15 protein-coding genes are annotated in these 17,046 nt (G+C 45.0%); 8 read left to right on the forward strand and 7 right to left on the reverse strand.

The window, feature by feature from the left end:
* Window positions 1-133: 133 nt before the first annotated feature.
* Together R7F64_RS00635 and R7F64_RS00640 are read right to left on the reverse strand one after the other, a co-directional pair.
* A complete protein-coding gene (locus R7F64_RS00635; protein WP_053308003.1) occupies window positions 134-1,357 on the reverse strand; it encodes a sigma-54-dependent transcriptional regulator in 1,224 nt (407 codons plus the stop codon).
* Window positions 1,350-3,224 carry a sensor histidine kinase gene (locus R7F64_RS00640; RefSeq protein ID WP_318071366.1) on the reverse strand — a complete coding sequence of 625 codons (1,875 nt, stop codon included), beginning with the start codon at window positions 3,222-3,224 and terminating at the stop codon, window positions 1,350-1,352. Before R7F64_RS00640 ends, R7F64_RS00635 begins: the two co-directional genes overlap by 8 nt.
* Before the next feature lie 115 nt (window positions 3,225-3,339).
* On the opposite strand from R7F64_RS00640, the gene pdxH reads away from it, so the two are divergent.
* Window positions 3,340-3,975: a pyridoxamine 5'-phosphate oxidase gene (gene pdxH / locus R7F64_RS00645; protein WP_005374570.1), complete on the forward strand. Its 636-nt coding sequence runs from the start codon at window positions 3,340-3,342 to the stop codon at window positions 3,973-3,975.
* Window positions 3,976-4,048: 73 nt separating this feature from the next.
* Here pdxH and R7F64_RS00650 read toward each other — a convergent pair whose 3' ends face one another.
* Window positions 4,049-4,768, reverse strand: coding sequence for a PAS domain-containing protein (locus tag R7F64_RS00650; RefSeq protein WP_017820063.1), 720 nt, complete (start codon window positions 4,766-4,768; stop codon window positions 4,049-4,051).
* A gap of 972 nt (window positions 4,769-5,740) precedes the next feature.
* Here R7F64_RS00650 and R7F64_RS00655 point away from each other — a divergent pair.
* The 4 genes from R7F64_RS00655 (at window position 5,741) to putP (ending at window position 12,440) form a co-directional block, all read left to right on the forward strand.
* Window positions 5,741-6,553, forward strand: a complete 813-nt coding sequence (locus R7F64_RS00655; RefSeq protein WP_025768702.1) for an AraC family transcriptional regulator — start codon at window positions 5,741-5,743, stop codon at window positions 6,551-6,553.
* Between the two features lie 406 nt (window positions 6,554-6,959).
* Complete coding sequence (gene putA / locus R7F64_RS00660) at window positions 6,960-10,091, forward strand: bifunctional proline dehydrogenase/L-glutamate gamma-semialdehyde dehydrogenase PutA (RefSeq protein ID WP_158155584.1); 3,132 nt, start codon at window positions 6,960-6,962, stop codon at window positions 10,089-10,091.
* Between the two features lie 11 nt (window positions 10,092-10,102).
* The gene (locus tag R7F64_RS00665) at window positions 10,103-10,810 is read left to right on the forward strand and encodes a 1-pyrroline-5-carboxylate dehydrogenase (protein ID WP_005383557.1); all 708 of its coding nucleotides are present in this window, start codon (window positions 10,103-10,105) and stop codon (window positions 10,808-10,810) included.
* Window positions 10,811-10,946: 136 nt separating this feature from the next.
* Window positions 10,947-12,440: a sodium/proline symporter PutP gene (gene putP / locus R7F64_RS00670; RefSeq protein ID WP_005374582.1), complete on the forward strand. Its 1,494-nt coding sequence runs from the start codon at window positions 10,947-10,949 to the stop codon at window positions 12,438-12,440.
* Between the two features lie 124 nt (window positions 12,441-12,564).
* On the opposite strand, the gene R7F64_RS00675 is transcribed toward putP, so the two are convergent.
* Window positions 12,565-13,098 carry a GNAT family N-acetyltransferase gene (locus tag R7F64_RS00675; RefSeq protein WP_042522265.1) on the reverse strand — a complete coding sequence of 178 codons (534 nt, stop codon included), beginning with the start codon at window positions 13,096-13,098 and terminating at the stop codon, window positions 12,565-12,567.
* 148 nt (window positions 13,099-13,246) lie between these two features.
* Here R7F64_RS00675 and R7F64_RS00680 point away from each other — a divergent pair, with 148 nt between their 5' ends.
* Window positions 13,247-13,486, forward strand: a complete 240-nt coding sequence (locus tag R7F64_RS00680) for an RNA recognition motif domain-containing protein (RefSeq protein WP_005374587.1) — start codon at window positions 13,247-13,249, stop codon at window positions 13,484-13,486.
* Window positions 13,487-13,577: 91 nt separating this feature from the next.
* On the opposite strand, the gene R7F64_RS00685 is transcribed toward R7F64_RS00680, so the two are convergent.
* Window positions 13,578-14,012: a hypothetical protein gene (locus R7F64_RS00685; RefSeq protein WP_017820067.1), complete on the reverse strand. Its 435-nt coding sequence runs from the start codon at window positions 14,010-14,012 to the stop codon at window positions 13,578-13,580.
* Between the two features lie 18 nt (window positions 14,013-14,030).
* On the reverse strand, window positions 14,031-14,564 hold the full coding sequence (locus tag R7F64_RS00690) for a GNAT family N-acetyltransferase (RefSeq protein ID WP_085569453.1): 534 nt from the start codon (window positions 14,562-14,564) through the stop codon (window positions 14,031-14,033).
* Window positions 14,565-14,922: 358 nt separating this feature from the next.
* Between R7F64_RS00690 and R7F64_RS00695 the strand changes: the two genes are divergently transcribed.
* Window positions 14,923-15,171 carry a hypothetical protein gene (locus R7F64_RS00695; RefSeq protein WP_005374593.1) on the forward strand — a complete coding sequence of 83 codons (249 nt, stop codon included), beginning with the start codon at window positions 14,923-14,925 and terminating at the stop codon, window positions 15,169-15,171.
* A gap of 292 nt (window positions 15,172-15,463) precedes the next feature.
* A complete protein-coding gene (locus tag R7F64_RS00700) occupies window positions 15,464-15,940 on the forward strand; it encodes an Lrp/AsnC family transcriptional regulator (protein WP_005374595.1) in 477 nt (158 codons plus the stop codon).
* Between the two features lie 103 nt (window positions 15,941-16,043).
* Here the strand turns inward: R7F64_RS00700 and R7F64_RS00705 are convergent, their stop codons facing one another.
* Window positions 16,044-16,751 (reverse strand): DUF445 domain-containing protein, encoded by a 708-nt coding sequence (locus R7F64_RS00705; RefSeq protein WP_005374596.1) that lies wholly within the window; start codon window positions 16,749-16,751, stop codon window positions 16,044-16,046.
* Window positions 16,752-17,046 lie beyond the last annotated feature (295 nt).

The raw sequence follows: 17,046 nt of genomic DNA on the forward strand, positions 1-17,046 counted from the left end.
CTTATTATTATTAACCGATCGTGTCAGCATGCTCGGCTAATAAAATATGAGAAGAGGGTTATTCTCTCTTCAAATGAGCTTTCTTACACTTTCTAAATCAAACAAAAGCATAATTAGCGCCGGAGTATAGCTATTACGCCTTGAACTTGGCTTTATCCAACTGATGTTTTTTTAGTTTGTCGTACAAGGTTTTGCGTGATACCTGTAATTCTAGTTGAACCTCTTTGAGTCTGCCGCGATGTCTTTGCAATGCATCGAATAACAAGCAATATTCAAAGTATTCTGTGCGCTGAGTCATACTCTGAATTTCAAGACTTTTCTCACTGTTCCAATCTTCCATTCTAAAAGTATCTGGCTTGAGGGCACGAAGTTCAGCAAATTGGCGTAGCTGCTTAACGTTTTCTGGCCATTCGAGACTGGTGAGGTGTTTGACCTCTTCTAGGCTGATATGTGGCGGCTGTAACTGATATCGGCTCGCTGTGTGGCGCACAAAGTGCTTGTATAAAGGCCCTATATCTTCCTTTCTTTCATCGAGCGTCGGTAAGTGAATTAGAGTCGCCAGGGATTTTAGAGGTGGCTCGGCTTGGGTGGTCGCGCCAAAAACACGCTCAAGTTTTGGGTGCTTGAATAAGTATTCCCATTGCTCAAATGATACATGCTCTGCGCTATGTAAGTACAAACTGCAGTGGCGTTTTCCTTCACTTAAGCGGTGTATGGCTTTGTCGAGCGCTTCTAATGAAAGCTCATAGAGGTCTTCACCAGAAGCGGCGATTAGCTCACTGTCCGGTGTTGCATGTATGTCGTGGGCAAATTGTGCAGCGAGTCGCCGACCCGTACCATCTTGACCTACAAAAATGAGCGGCTGGCTTGTGGGCGCACTGATCAAGGCGCGACGAATGCTCACCATGGCCTTACTGTGACCAATCATTTTCGGACCAACATGAGTTTGCATGTCGAGCTCTTTCTTAAGCCAGATGTTTTCTTGCAACAAGTTCAGTTTATCGCTGGCATTGTTGAGCGATTTCATGAGCTGTTCCGTTGAAAACGGTTTTTCTAGAAAGTCGTACGCGCCGCTTTTCATCGCATCTACCGCGGTTTTCACATCTCCATGTCCAGTAAGTACGATGAATTGAAAGTGATCGTTTTTGCTTCGCAAAGTTCGCATAAACTCCAAGCCATCCATCACGGGCATATGGATATCGGTAATGATAATCGCAGGCATATTTGAGTCGATTACGCGTAAGGCTTCTACTGCGTTTGGTAAGCAGGTGACGTCTATCCCTTCAATCAGCAGGGCTTGAGACACGGCATCACGAATGTGTGGTTCGTCATCAACAAAGAAAACTGGGTTATTCATGGTCGTTTTCCACTTCTGGGGTACGTTTATTCTGATTGACTATTGGTAGCGTCACGATAAAGGTCATCCCTCCTGCTTGTTGTTCTGTGCTCTGATGTTTATAGGCACAGAGGGAGCCGTGATAGCTCTCTAAAATGCGTTTGGAGATGGTCAAACCTAATCCTAAGCCCTCTGGCTTAGTCGTAAAAAATGGATCAAAGATTTTTGCTAGGGCTTCGTCCGACATGCCAGGCCCGTTATCGGAAACAAGAATGTCGCAACTGTCATCATGACACTGAACAGCAATGGATATTTGCGGATCGATACAGTGGTTTTCCATCGCTTGTGCCGCGTTGTGGAAGAGGTTTATCAGCACTTGTTCTAATTCAACGCTGTGAATGGCCAGCTTCACATCATAGTCGATGGCCGGAACTTTTAGTGTTACTCCTTGCTTAATAAGCTTGTTGCTCAAAATGCTGGTGGCAGTATGTACCGCGTCGTGCAGTACTGAGATTTCATTGTGTGAATCGTGCGTGGTTTTCCGAGTAAAGACTTTTAAGCGGGCAATGACTTCCGAAATGGTGTCATTAAGTGTCAGCATTTTTCCCAAATTGTCGGCGACCATTGGGTATTTTTCCATTGCCAACAAACGCTGCGAGTTTTCGGTATAGGTTCTTAGTGCGGAAAGTGGCTGATTTATCTCATGATTAATACTGGCAGACAGCTCGCCCAACAGTGCCAATTTCGCGGCTTGCGTCAGCTCTTGTTGTGTTTGTTTAAGCTCTTGTTGGCTTTGTTCATATTGGCGGATGGTCTGTTGTAGCTTTTGGTTGGCTTCACTCAGAACTAGTGTCCGTTGCACTACTTTTTCTTCTAGGTTCACATTGAGATGAGCAAGGCGCGCTTTGTTAACTAGGGTTTGGAACCACGCTAACGCAATTAGAGCAATGAGCGCATATAAGATCAGGAAGACGATATCGGCCTGTAAAACGGCGGCAAGAACGCTGTTGTGGTTAATTAAGGCAACGACGCGAAACCCTTTATCCAATAAGTGTGTTGCGTATGCGAGGTAATTCGGTGATAGAAGCAATTGATTGTCATCAAACTCCGTGACACCACTGTGTGCCGTTAACTCACCAAAATATTCGGGTAAGGTATCGCCATATTGACGCGTTTCGGTAAGTTCATTTATTGCACTCGATGACAGTGGGAAAAGTGCACGATAGCGCCAGTCTGGTAAATTGCTCATAAACACGACATTGTGTTTATCTGTAATGAGTACGTCAGTCGTGGTTTGCGAAAGGCGCTGTTCTAATTGCTCCAAGTTCACTTTTACTGTGATCACGCCAACGACTTCCTCATTTACCCACAGCGGAGATGAGAAGAAGTACCCACGTTTATTCGAGCGCACGCCTAATCCAACATATTGAGCGGGCTCACCGCGTCGCGCATTTTTAAAATAGGGGCGATAGCTAAAGCTAGAGCCAACAAACGTATCTTCTTGCTGAAAGTTACTTGAGGCTATGACTAACCCGGTGCGGTCATGAACGTAAATCGTATCGGCCAAACTTTGCTTCAACCAATCTGATAACAGTAGGTTGAGCTCTTGAGAGGGCGTTCCGCGCTCTACTGCTTTGAGTAGTCTTGGGTCGTGACTTAATAGGTTTGGTATCTGTTCAAACTTTGCCAGTTCGTAGTCCACTTCTTGTGACACTTGCGCGGCTTGTCTCTCTAGCTTTTGTTGCCATTGATCATGTTGGTATTGAGTTGCGTAATGATGAGTAAGCGCAAGCCCTGAAATGCCGACGGCACACAGTAGCAGTAAAAAATGACGTAGGGCTTTGGGGTTGAGTAAGTTCACGATCGGCTCACTGGTTTTTTGTGTCATGGTATCAAATGACGCACTGTGATGCTGTGAGCGGCAACGATAACAAGCACAATGATGTCCTTGTATTTCCTCAGTATCGGGAGCACAATCGACAAAAACGAGTGAAGGAGTAAAGATGGAACTTGCTGATATTCGTCGTGAGTACACCAAAGGTGGGCTGCGTCGTAAAGATTTGAAAGCTGATCCTATTGATCAATTTAATCTGTGGCTAGAGCAAGCAGTTGAAGCGGGTTTAACGGACCCGACTGCGATGACAGTTGCAACGGTTGATGAAAATGGCATGCCGTTTCAACGCATTGTTCTATTGAAAAACGTCGACAAAGATGGTTTTGTGTTTTACACCAACCTAGGCAGTCGCAAGGCCCAGCAGCTAGAGCATAACAGCAATATTAGTTTGCACTTCCCTTGGCACCCGTTAGAGCGCCAAGTTCATATTACTGGTGTGGCTGAAAAGCTTACCGCCGTAGAGAATATGAAATACTTTACTTCTCGTCCTAAAGAGAGCCAGTTGGCCGCAATCGCGAGCAAACAAAGTAGCCGTATTTCTGCCAGAGGTGTGTTGGAAGGTAAGTTTTTAGAGCTAAAACAGAAGTTTGCTAAGGGTGAAATACCAGTACCAACCTTTTGGGGTGGCTTTCGCGTAAAACCAAAGAGCATCGAATTTTGGCAAGGTGGCGAACATCGCCTTCACGATCGTTTTCTTTTCTCCCAGCATGATGGAAGTTGGGACATTGATCGTTTAGCGCCATAGGCTTATGGTCCCTCATGAATAAACAAACACCGCCGAATTGGGGCGGTGTTTTTGTAGGTGGAAGCGATGCGAATTATCGCTCTCCATTCAACACAACCGATAATTGATGCTTAAGCAGCGTTTTGGGTACAACAGAGCCGTAGCCTGCTTCCATTGCTTTATCTATTAGTTCGTTCTTGCTGTTCGCTGCAAACTTATTACGTAAGCGTGCGACGTGACCTTCAACGGTTTTTGTTGATATGCCCATGACCTGAGAGATAAATTGAGGCTTTTTGCCATAGAGCAAGAGGAAAAGCGTTTCTTGCTCGCGGCATGTGAGCTTCTCTGGTTTTGGTTGTAAGTCAGAAAAACGAAAGATGGATTGTTGATTTGGGTTGGTACTGATTGCACGACAAACCCAATACCCGACTTCAATCACGGCGGTGTCGGTGAGTTCCCTTCCGTAGAAAATGGTGCCTACGATGTCGCCTTTGTCATCTCGCCACGGTGTTTTAGTAAATATATGTGCTCGCCAGCGGCCATCTGGATAAGGGTGGATATCCAGAATTTTTAGTGACTCGCCAGTTTCGAGAACGTGTTTATCTTGGCGTTGAAATTCTTGCGCGCATTCAGTGGTTGGGCTGGCCATATCAAAATCAGTTTTACCCAAGCACTCCTCGGGCGACGTGTGCCCTAACAGTTCTGCGTATTCCTGGTTTACGTATAGGAATACCGAATCTTTATCTTTGCATCCCCAACAACCTGGTAGCTGTTTAAGGAGGGATTGTTCTATGGTATCGACTGAAATATTCACAAAAGGACTCACTACATACTGCTTTTACCAATACAGAGACGTCCGTGTTACATGGCTCGTATTGATGTTGTCAAGTAGGCAGTTACGTTGCTAGAACACGTTCGTTGATTGGCGCTCAATCCAATTAAATTCATGGTGTTCGATGTTTTCGTCAGGTAGTCATAGACAACGACGAAATGGAACGAAGAGTTTAATTGGGAAAATGGTCTGTTTCATTACAGATATGTGCGCTCACGGATGTCCGCCTAATGTTCGGCTTACAACTCGTATCGTCCTTGATCATGCTTCCTACAACTCAGTTGTAATGTGGTTGACGTTCATATCACTTGTGAGTGAAAGAGCAGCACCTAAGCATATGAGAGGGACAGTGAGACAAAAGCTATGATATCAGCTTATGCCATTGTTTTCATTGTTGAGAAGCGAAAAAAAAGCCAGCCTGAAGACGGGCTGGCAACACAAGATATAATCTTGTCGACGTGTAGAAGAGGTTCTAAATTACCTAGCGAGGGTCTGCTAAGTAAGTTAGAGGTATCAATGAGATACCGAGAGCTTTAGATCGTATGCATCTTAAAGCTCGATAACTAATGTATTGAATCAGAAGCATATTAGTAAGGGGGGAAATCCCTCTATGTTGAGTTTAAGCGTGGGTTTCGATCCGTTTCAGGGACGACCTATCTAATATGGAGCACGATGTTTTACAAAATAACGGATTGTTCGGTAATAAGGATCTTTACATTGATTGATTATGTATACGTAAGGTGTTGCCTATCTATCCGTTTTTGTTAATAAAATTGGTTGCTCACTGACCGTAAATTAACCTCGCATGATCATCGTTCCGGAACTATGATCATGTAAATGAAATTGATCATGCTGATTTGATCTTGTCGATTGAGTTGGGTAAAAGTTGCAACCCAACAAAGAAGGTATATGATGCGAAGACGTAAGCTGACCGTGTAAAGACGACTGTTTAAAATGAGTGATTCAGATAACCAAAAAATCCTTTCATATCAAGAGATTATGCTGCCAAAGCCGGCGGAGCTGATCACACTTCCGTCTTATATGGATTGCCACGATCATTCTTATACGCAGATCGTGATTGGTTTAAAAGGGCAAGCCGAATTTGAAGTGCGCGGGCGAGGTAATCTTGTCGGCCCTGGTCAAGGTTGTGTGGTTACCGCATGCTCTGATCATGCTTTCGGTGGCGTCATCAATCAATCGGATATTTTGGTGCTGAATATGCCCAAACCGACAAATGATGATCCCGAAATGCTTCAAAAAATCAATAACCTGGAGAGAGACCATGTCTACTTCCAGTTAGATAGTCAAATTCAGAAGCTGATACAGATGTTGGTTCAGGAAATGCGAAACCATCCGGATGACCTGCTGTTAAGTCGTGCGTGTAACGACACTGTGATTGCGTTAATGCAGCGCCATATCTCGGCATTTGAGACCAGTCGAAAAGAGTCGCGCTTTGATTTGGAGGCGATTGATCGTTACATTGAGCAGCACCTGAGTCATAAGATTAGTGTGGCTCAATTGGCCGGGCGAGTGTTTCTTGGGGAAAGTCAGTTCCATTGCTTGTTTAAAGAGCAGATGGGGATTACACCTCATCAATATGTTCTCGGAAAGCGAATCGACATGGCTCGTGAATTAATCGAGCAAGGGCACCTTTCTTTAGGGCAAATTGCCGAGTTTACTGGCTTCTCAAGCCAGAGTACTTTTACTCATACTTTTACTCGCTTACAGGGAATATCACCTTCCCGTTATAAAAAACAAGTTGGATAACAACGCGTTTTTTTAGGTCAAATAATCATCAATCAGAATGAAGCCATGCACTATGCATGGTTTTTTTATGTTTTATTCACGTGACCTATCTCTCGTTTTTTTAAATTCTCTGTTCTTTGCAGTGGTTGATATGCCACTTGATCCTACATTTTCTCTTAGAACGAGCTCTTCACAAAAATCTTATTGATATTCTTGATATTTTGTTGTGAATGCAATGAAAAAATTAAAATTTACAACACAAAATATTACCTATTTGAATGTGACTATGTGGATGTTTTGTTATAAAAGCGAGTTTTTGGCAAAAATGTCGTAGTTTTTGACAAGTATTCTTATCGGCCTCAAAATACACTGCCAGCCATTGATAATCCTCGAAGCGGTTTTCGAGGAGTGAGATTGAGGAACACACATGTTTACAGCTACGAACGTGTTGACACCGGAATTTATCGGGCAGCCGCTTGATAAGTTGTGGTCACTGATCTCGCCATTATATATGGTGGACGAGTCTCAATGGCTAGAGCAACTATTGCCACTAGCGACGCCGACAGAGGATGAAAAATCGGCGATCACTACCCAAACGACCCACCTTATCGAAGCCATTCGTGCCGATAAGAAGTCAATCCAGATGATTGATGCTTTATTGTTGGAATACAGCTTAGATACTCAAGAAGGTATCTTGCTGATGTGTCTTGCAGAAGCATTAATGCGCATCCCAGATGCCGCGACAGCAGATTCTTTGATTAAAGATAAGTTGAGTGTCGCAGACTGGAAATCTCACCTGAAGAACTCTGACTCTGTGTTTGTTAACGCATCAACATGGGGCCTCATGCTAACAGGTAAAGTGGTTGGTCTTGGTGAGCAAGGCACCCAGAGCCCAGGTCAGGCTGTAAACCGTCTGGTAAATAAATTCTCTGAGCCTGTGATTCGTAAAGCCATGTATCAGGCAATGAAGATCATGGGTCACCAGTTTGTTCGTGGTCGTACGATCGAAGAAGCGCAGAAGAACGGTCGTCCAATGCGCGACAAAGGTTTCACCTACTCGTTTGATATGTTGGGTGAGGCGGCGTTAACTACAGCGGACGCGAACAAGTACTTCAAAGATTACCTAATGGCGATCGAAGCGGTGGGTCGCGAGACTTACGGTAACGACACCAGCCCTGCGCCTTCGATTTCCATCAAGCTTTCTGCATTACACCCGCGCTACGAAGTCGCAAATGAAGAACGTGTAATGACAGAGTTGTATGACTCACTAATGCAGCTATTGAAACGTGCAATTGAAGTCGACGTTGCAATCACAATCGATGCAGAAGAAGCGGATCGCCTTGAGCTTTCCCTGAAGCTATTTGAGAAAGTATACCGTAGCGATCTTGTGAAGGGTTGGGGCAAGTTTGGTTTGGTTATTCAAGCCTACTCAAAACGTGCGCTACCAGTCTTGGTGTGGCTAAATGCACTCGCAAAAGAACAAGGTGACGTTATTCCTCTGCGTTTGGTTAAAGGCGCGTACTGGGACAGCGAAATCAAGTGGTCTCAACAAGCGGGTTATGCAAATTACCCAGTATACACTCGCAAAGAAGCGACGGACGTTGCATACCTAGCTTGTGCTCGTTTCCTACTTAGCGAAGGTGTTCGCGGTAATATCTACCCACAATTTGCAAGCCACAATGCTCACACGGTGACGGCAATTGCTGTCATGGCGGAGCACAAAGAATACGAGTTCCAGCGCCTGCATGGTATGGGTGATTCACTGTATAACCATGTTATGAAAATGTACGGTCAGCCAGTACGTATTTATGCTCCTGTCGGTAGCCATGCTGATCTTCTTCCGTACTTGGTTCGTCGTTTGCTTGAAAATGGTGCGAACAGCTCGTTTGTACACCGTCTAGTTGATGCGCGTTGTCCGATTTATGAGTTGACCCATCACCCTGTGGATGTGTTGACGGGTTTTGACACGCTACACAACGACAAAATTCCATTGCCTGCCGATATTTTCCCTGAGCGTAAGAACTCATATGGCGTCAACATTGATATCGACAGTGAGGCGAAGCCATTTGAAGCGCAGGTAGAAAGCTTCATGGACAATCAGTGGGTTGCAGGCCCGATGATCAATGGTGAGCGTTTTGCCGAAAGCATGATCAAGGAAAATGCGGCTGAGATCATCACCGCACCGTACGATCGCCGAATTGAAGTCGGCAAAGTGGCATTTGCAACACTTGATCATGTTTCCGCTGCAATTGATGCGGCGCAAACTGCTTTCTCTGATTGGAAAACCGTTCCTGTTGAGCAAAAAGCGGCTTGTTTAGAAAAGCTTGCTGACTTAATGGAAGAAAATCTGGCTGAGCTGGTGGCGATTTGTCACAAAGAAGCGGGCAAGACGATTCACGATAGTATTGATGAAGTTCGTGAAGCAGTGGATTTCTGTCGTTATTACGCGAAACAAGCGCAAAACCTACAGCCATTTGAGCTAGAAGGCTTTGACGGTGTGAAACGCATTTCTAGCCGTGAAGGTCTTGGTGTGTTTGTGTGTATCAGCCCTTGGAACTTCCCGTTGGCTATCTTCCTTGGTCAGGTAACGGCAGCACTGATTGCAGGTAACACTGTGGTTGCAAAACCTGCTGAGCAAACAAGCTTAATTGCCGCTCGTGCTATTGAATTAATGCTTGATGCGGGTTTCCCTGCTGGTGTGATTCAGTTACTTACTGGTCGCGGCGCTGAGATCGGTCATGCACTGACTTCTCATGATGCTATTGCTGGTGTGGCATTCACTGGCTCAACGGCAACGGCGCAACGCATTAACGTCACGCTCGCGGAGCGCAGCGCGAAACCAGTTCCGTTTATTGCGGAAACAGGTGGCCAAAACGCAATGATTGTGGACAGTACTGCATTGCCAGAGCAGGTGGTGCGTGATGTGATTCGTTCGGCGTTTGCATCTGCTGGTCAGCGTTGTTCTGCCCTTCGTGTTCTATTTGTACAAGAAGATGTAGCAGACCGTATGATCAACCTGATTCAGGGTGCGATGAATGAACTGCATGTTGGTTTACCTTACCTACACAAAACAGATGTTGGTCCGGTTATCGACAGCAATGCAAAACAAAAACTCCTCGCTCACCTTGAGCAAATGAGCAAAACACAGACTAAAGTCGCTCAGCTACAGCTGGATGAATCGTGCCAGCATGGTGACTTTGTCTCACCAAGTGCGTTTGAAATCTCGGGCATCGATGTGCTGAAAGAAGAACAATTTGGTCCAATCTTGCACATTATTCGCTTTAAAGCGTCTGAATTACCGAACGTGGTTGCGCAGATCAACAAAACGGGTTTTGGCTTGACGATGGGTATCCATAGCCGTAACGAAACCACGTACCGTTGGATTGAGAAACATGCACGAGTAGGTAACTGCTACATCAACCGAGACCAAGTTGGCGCTGTGGTTGGTGTACAGCCGTTTGGTGGTCAAGGCTTGTCAGGTACTGGCCCGAAAGCTGGTGGTCCACACTACCTATTCCGATTTACTCAACATCTTCTTGCTCAAGCAGAAAACGCATAAGGAGTCGCATTATGGTTCATCAGATCACCTATTTTAAAGATGCATTCTCTGCGTGGGAGCAGTGGAATCTGACTGATTTTGATTACAAATGCGAGCATGTTCTGGCATTTAAATCTGCACTAGAAGGGCAGCAGTCTACCGTTGCCAAAGTGGTTTCTTACCACTTGCAACAAGCATCAGCTCTTCTTGCAGAAACTCACCAGTTAGTTGGCCCTACAGGGGAAACTAACGAACTGTATGCCGCAGGACGCGGTGTGGCTTTGGTGATTTGTGAAAACAACATCGAGCCTGCTGATAATGCGTTATACAGTGCTTTTGCGATGATCACCTGTGCCTTAATTGCCGGCAACAGTGTGGTCGTTTGCAGTGACAATGCAGAGCTAAACCAATTGGTTAAGCAAGCTGTAGCGTTGGCAAACTTCCCATCTAACTTAGTCCAGGTTGTTGCGTACGATGCGTCTGCCCCGTTGCTTGAGAGCGATGTACGTAGTGTGGGTTATGTTGGGCGTTCACAGGTTGAGCATGCGCTCAATCTTCAACTAGCTAAGCGTGACGGTGCAATCGTCGGCTTAGTTTCTGAAACGGATTTAGAGTCACCGAAATTGGCTCATGATCCTCATCTCTCGTTGCGCTTCATTACTGAGCGCACTCGAACGATAAATATTACCGCGGTGGGTGGTAACGCAACTCTACTCGAGTTGGGGAACGAAACTCACTAACCTGACTTGTAATGCCAATCTGGAGTAACTGGACTGAGAGCCGGTCCAGATTGGTTTTTTATACTCTGATGTATTGCTGAGACGGTAAAATATCAGGGCAGGCAAGGAAGGAAATAATTATAACGAGGACTATCTAATGATAGAAAATAGCTTTGCTATCACGTCCACTTTTGTGGCGTATTTACTGATTATGGTTGCTATTGGCGTTTACGCGTATAAGAGGACTTCCAATTCATCTGACTACTTCCTAGGTGGCCGTAGCCTAGGTCCGTGGCCTGCTGCATTATCTGCAGGTGCTTCAGACATGAGTGGTTGGCTGCTGCTAGGCTTGCCTGGCTATGCGTACGCTGCGGGTATCGAGGCCTTCTGGTTAGCCGGCGGTCTACTTCTTGGTACATGGGCAAACTGGCTCATCAGTGCAAAACGCCTCCGTACCTACAGTATCCAAACTGACGCGCTAACGTTGCCAGAGTTCCTGTCACGTCGCTTCAACGATAAGTCGAAACTGATTCAGACAATCTCTGCGTTTTTCATTCTTCTATTTTTCCTTTTCTACACCAGCTCAGGTTTGGTCGCAGGGGGCAAACTGTTTGAGACGGTATTCGGTCTAGATTATACCTACGCTGTTATCATCGGTACGGTGTGTGTCGTTTCTTACACACTATTCGGTGGTTTCCTAGCGGTATCTTGGACTGACTTAGTGCAAGGTCTGCTAATGGCGGCTGCGCTAATGATTGTTCCTATAGCGGTAATGGACGGTGGTTTAGGTCAGCTAAGTTCTGATCTACATGACATCAACCCAGAACTTGCAACGCTATGGAATGACGCGAAAGGCGAACCATTGTCTGCGATTGCCATTATCTCTCTAGCGGCGTGGGGCCTTGGTTACTTTGGTCAGCCACACATCCTAGCGCGTTTTAAAGCGTCTCGTTCAAACAAAGATCTAACGACTGCACGTCGTATCGCAGTGATTTGGACGGCACTATCTATGGTTGGTGCAATGCTTGTTGGTCTTGTTGGTCTGGTTTGGGTTACGGGTCATCCGGGTACTCAACTAGAGGACGGTGAGAAGATCTTCATGCTATTGGTTAACGCAGTATTCCATCCTGTCGTTGCGGGTATGTTGTTAGCAGCAATCCTAGCGGCGGTAATGAGTACCGCTGACTCACAGCTCCTTGTTTCATCTTCAGCGCTTGCAGAAGACTTCTACAAGCAAGTATTCAAGCCAGAAGCGTCTTCTGAAGAAATCGTAATGATTGGTCGTATCGGTGTTATCGTTATTTCGCTTGTTGCGCTATTCCTAGCGATGACGCCTGATAGCTCAGTACTTGGTCTTGTATCTTACGCTTGGGCTGGTTTTGGTGCGGCATTTGGTCCTGCGGTTGTACTTAGCCTTTACTGGAGCGGTATGAACCGTAACGGCGCGTTAGCAGGTATTCTTGTTGGTGGTATCACTATCGTAGTTTGGAAGCAGCTAACTGGCGGTTGGTTTGATGTGTACGAAATCGTACCGGGCATCATCTTCTCTACGCTTGCCATCATTGTGGTAAGTAAAGCAACGGGCGGTGCTGCGCAAGACGTGTTAGACCAACACCAGTCGTTCGAGAAAAAACTGGTTGAACTAGACTAGTAACTTCCCGTATATGAACACAAAGCCCGCTATTTTAGCGGGCTTTGTTTTATCTGAAACTTAATTAACGTTAGTGGCGGTAGCTTGAGATCAGAGCTTAGCATTGCTCGGTTAGATTGGAGTGTTAGTCGCGACGAATTTTGGCGTAAATAACGGTGTTACTCAGCTCTCCCGATGTAGTCAGACGTTCGTTTCTGAGCTCACCTTCGAACTCATAACCACAGCGCTCGGCTACAGCCCTGCTCTTTTGGTTGGTGCTATCAGCATGAATTGCGATTCTCTTTGCGCCCAAGTCATCAAACGCATAGCGCTCAACTTCGAGCACAGCCTCGGCAACATAACCATTGCCAACGGCAGCATTATCTAACCAATAACCTATCTCAAAGGACGGTACGTCGGGATCTCGAATCATCAGGCCGACCGCACCCAGTAAGCGATCGCTTTCCTTTTCAATCATGTAGTAACGCAGCTCTTCTTCGAAGTTTTCAAAGTTTGCGATGGCTTTCTCTGTCCCTTCTATCATCGCTTCTAATGTCAGCACATGAGGCACCCACGGCAGATAGACTTCGAGAGTTTTTTGGCTGCGAACGACAGCTTGATGCGCCTCTTCGGCTCGTTCTAAACAAGCAGGGATGAGTTTGAGACGTTTCGTTTCCATGCCGACTCTCCTATGGGTGAAAAATGAACGGAAAATCATTTAAACAGATGTACTTAGAATGATCTAGTCAACGCCGTCATATTATTCACTTGGTTTGCCAGAGAGAAACTGAGAGAATCGAACCGTTATCAAACCAACTAGGTTCATTATGAAACTTTTAGTAAGAAACTTGGCTCGTCACATGACCGAGCAAGATATCCGCAAATTATTCTCAGCGTACGGCAAAGTAGAACTGTGTTCGCTAGTGCTTGATCAAGACACGGGTTTGTCGAAAGGCTTCGGTTTTGTCATCATGCCGGACGAAGCAGAAGCCATTTCTGCTCTTGAAGCACTGAATTTGACGAACGTAGAAAAAAGCAAAATTCGCGTGAAAGTCGCACAAGACTAATACAGAGAAAAGCCAGCGTTATTGCTGGCTTTTTTGTCTTTCTATTTAGAGACCAAATTGGCAACATTCTAGAATGTCTTCTCTTTTCGTTTTAGCGAGATTGATCATCAATTCTCTCTTCAAGTTGTTTCATTAAATCCTTTAACTGTAGAGAATCGAAATTGTCTGAATTCGGCACTTGGTAAGCGTCGTTGACTGTGTAGAGCATCAAACTTTTGCTAGAGAAGAACTCTTTCTGTATTTGGACTTTGACAATGTCATCAAGAGGTAGACGGAAGTAAACCGTTGAGCCCTGGCGGTACTTCAAGGTGTTGGTGCTTGCATCGATATCTAGCGTTTTAGGATTGAACGCGCGGCGCGTGAAGTACGTTGAGAGCAGTTTCAATCCTATTATTGTGAGTGCTACGAGTCCAAACTCGACGATCTTGTCTGCTAGGTAGGAAAAATAGAACAGCGACAACAATACAGTTCCTAGCAAGAAAGGGTTGTTCTTGGGCAGATTTTGTGAAGTTTCATGGATGATCATCCGACATATTCCTCGACTTTATTCAGAAGCGACAAACGTGAGTTGGTAGACACAAACCTTTCGTTCTTTGCCTTGCATGCGCAATGTTTTGTCACCGATGTAAGGGATATTTAGTTTTTGGATCACCGATTTAGAACGCTGATTGTCCACCAAATGCATCACGGTTATTCCGTTTAACTCAAAGTGCATTCGAGCAAATTCGAGTAAGGCTTTGGAGGCCTCGAATGCATAGCCTTTCCCCCAATGTGGCACGCCAACCCAGTAGCCTAATGTACCGTAGCCCTCTTCGATACGCGGTAAACTCACTGCACCAAGTAACTCCCCAGTGTTTCGCAAGGTAATAGCGTACGCCACGCCTTGATGCTGCTGATACATCGGATCGTGCCTATCTATCCATGCTTGCGCCATCGGTCGCTCATAAGGATGAGGGATGTTTGCTGTCATGTCGGCAATTCGCTTATCTCCAGCGAGTAAAGCCACTTGTTGGCAGTCATCGATATTGAATGGCCGGAGGACGAGTCTTTCGGTAGTGAGAATCGGTTGTATCGTCATGCATTTCTTCCTTGATGAGACGGCTATAGCTGCTAGCAACTGGTTTGCGGGGTAAATTGAGATAACAAGGCGTCTCGAAAGCTCGATCTAGCCAGGCGTGTAGTTGTCATGCGCCTTACTAAATAATAAGCCCGAACAATTGCTTATGTGTAATGTGTCGTATTATTACACACATAAGCACGTTTGCTCATATTGATGGTACAAAAGTTGAGGTCTGACCAATGTCTCAGTTTTTTGATATTTTCGTTCAATTTTTTGAAGATAGGGCACAAAAAATTAAAGGAGCTTTTTAATTGTGGAATTATTTTGAACAAAATATGTCAATTGTCAGTAGGACGAAAAAGTAGAGAGAAGAGAAATGCCGGATATATATTGCGCAGCTTGTAGAAAATCAACGCAACATAAAGTGATTATGAAGCGTTGCGAGCCTCAGTCTGTTGACTCGTTAACAGGCAAAATGGTGAGTTTTACACAGCTGATGGCGAAATTTGTATCAGGTGAACATTATTACGAGATGGAGCCTCAATACTACTGCCGTTGTTGTAATCATCGTGCAATTGGAGAGGTTGTTCCACATCCTACACGGCATACATCGGCCGCACTCTAATTCTGAGTGATAGCCATGATTAATGGCTAAATAGGGCAGTGTTGCCCGAACGACATATCTGTACAGGCGTGTCATGCGCTTTCAAATTTGCGACTCCGCGGGAGCCGCTAGGTTGCTTTTTCTCTTCATATCACGGTTACTAAGTGAGCGGCAATAATCATAGCTCTTTCCCTCCTTCGTTGTTTTCTGGTTATTCTCTGCTGAATTTCACATGCTGTGCATTTGATGGTTTGCAATTGTTTGAGCAACGATTAATGTGATGCTTTCTAAGTGGTTACAAGGAAGTGGGTTAATGAGTTATCAATTGGACCGGATTGATTTACATATTTTGAGAGTGCTTCATTCGAGAGGCAGAATTCCAGTTGTAGAACTAGCAAAGCTGATTAACTTAACGACTTCTCCATGTTCTGACCGTGTAAAGCGGCTAGAAAAAGAAGGGTATATCAATGGTTACCATGCAGAGTTGAATGCGGAAAAGTTGGGGCTGGATGTGCAAGTATTCATCCATATTCGTTTAGACCAAACCAGTTTTTCTATTTTTGAAAAGTTTGCGAAAGCGGTGGAATTGATGCCTGAAATTGAAGAGTGCTACTCGCTCTCTGGAGATTTCGATACCATGATAAAAGTTCGTGTTAAGAGCATGAAAGCGTATCAGGAGTTTATGTCGAGCAAGTTAGGCACGCTTCCGGGCGTGATTCAAACTCGTAGTGAAGTGGTCATTGAAGAACATAAAACGGGATTTGGTGTTAATCCCGAGCTCCTTGGTTAGGCGAGGCATGTGTTGAGCCTCCTTATTTAGCGTGGCTTGGTGTATTACTTTTTCTCGATTAAAAAAGGAGCCGAAGCTCCTTTTTTAATAAATCGGTGAGCGATTATGCCCCGATAAAGGTACTGATAACGCCAATTAAACCACCAAAAACACCGCCCCAAACGACTAGCCAGCCAAGGTGTTCTTTGATCATCTTTTGCACCATTTCTTTAACTAATGCCGGTGTTAATTCGCTTAAACGTTGATCGATGATACCTTCAATGTTCTGCTTTATCTCATCCATCATTGCAGGAGATTCGAATTGCTCTTTCAGTGCTTCTTTGATGTTATCGCTCTTGCTCAACTCAATGATGGATTCTTGCATCTTTTCGACGAAAGGTTGGCGCATGGGTTGTAGCGCTTCCGAGCCGCCAAACATCGCTAGCATGCCACCAAACTGAGAGCCTTCAATTACTTCCACTAGGGAATCAAATGCTGGATTTAAATCTACTTTCTCAATTACTGGTTGAAGATCGATGTTCACACCGCCCGCCATTTCTTTATTCAAGAATCGGTCAATGTTCGCTTCAGTAAAAAACTGTTCCATCATCAGGTTTTTGATAGCCAGTTTAAACTCTTCAAATCGCGCGGGGATCACGCCAGAACCGTATAATCCAGGCACTTTCTCAAACAGCATATGGATGGCAAGCCAGTTGGTGATGGCGCCTGAGAACGCAAACAGCCCTGCATACCAAAGATAGTCGTTTTGTAATTGATGACCTCCAGCCATCAAAGCGATAGCGAGGACATTCGTTAGCAAACTTTTGTTCATAGTGACCAGTTATATATGAATATCGGAAAGAATAAGTGGGCCTGATTCTATACCTAAGTCACATTAAGATGCTAGGTTTTGCCGTGATGGGTAGTCTTGTAGAGAAGGGACAAAAAATGAATGTTCAGAAAAACAAAACCCGACAATCATTGTCGGGCCACTGCTTTTTCTTAGAAAAACTAAGATTCTATTTTTAATTTTAGATGCGGTAGATCTTACAACAAAGTTGGCATTTCCATCTTTCTGAGTAGCCAAATAGCTTGTCAGCCCAACTTGGTTTGAGTTGTACGAGCTG

Origin of the sequence: Vibrio sp. Vb1980 (assembly GCF_033338615.1) — a bacterium.
Taxonomy (GTDB): Bacteria; Pseudomonadota; Gammaproteobacteria; order Enterobacterales; family Vibrionaceae; genus Vibrio; species Vibrio alginolyticus.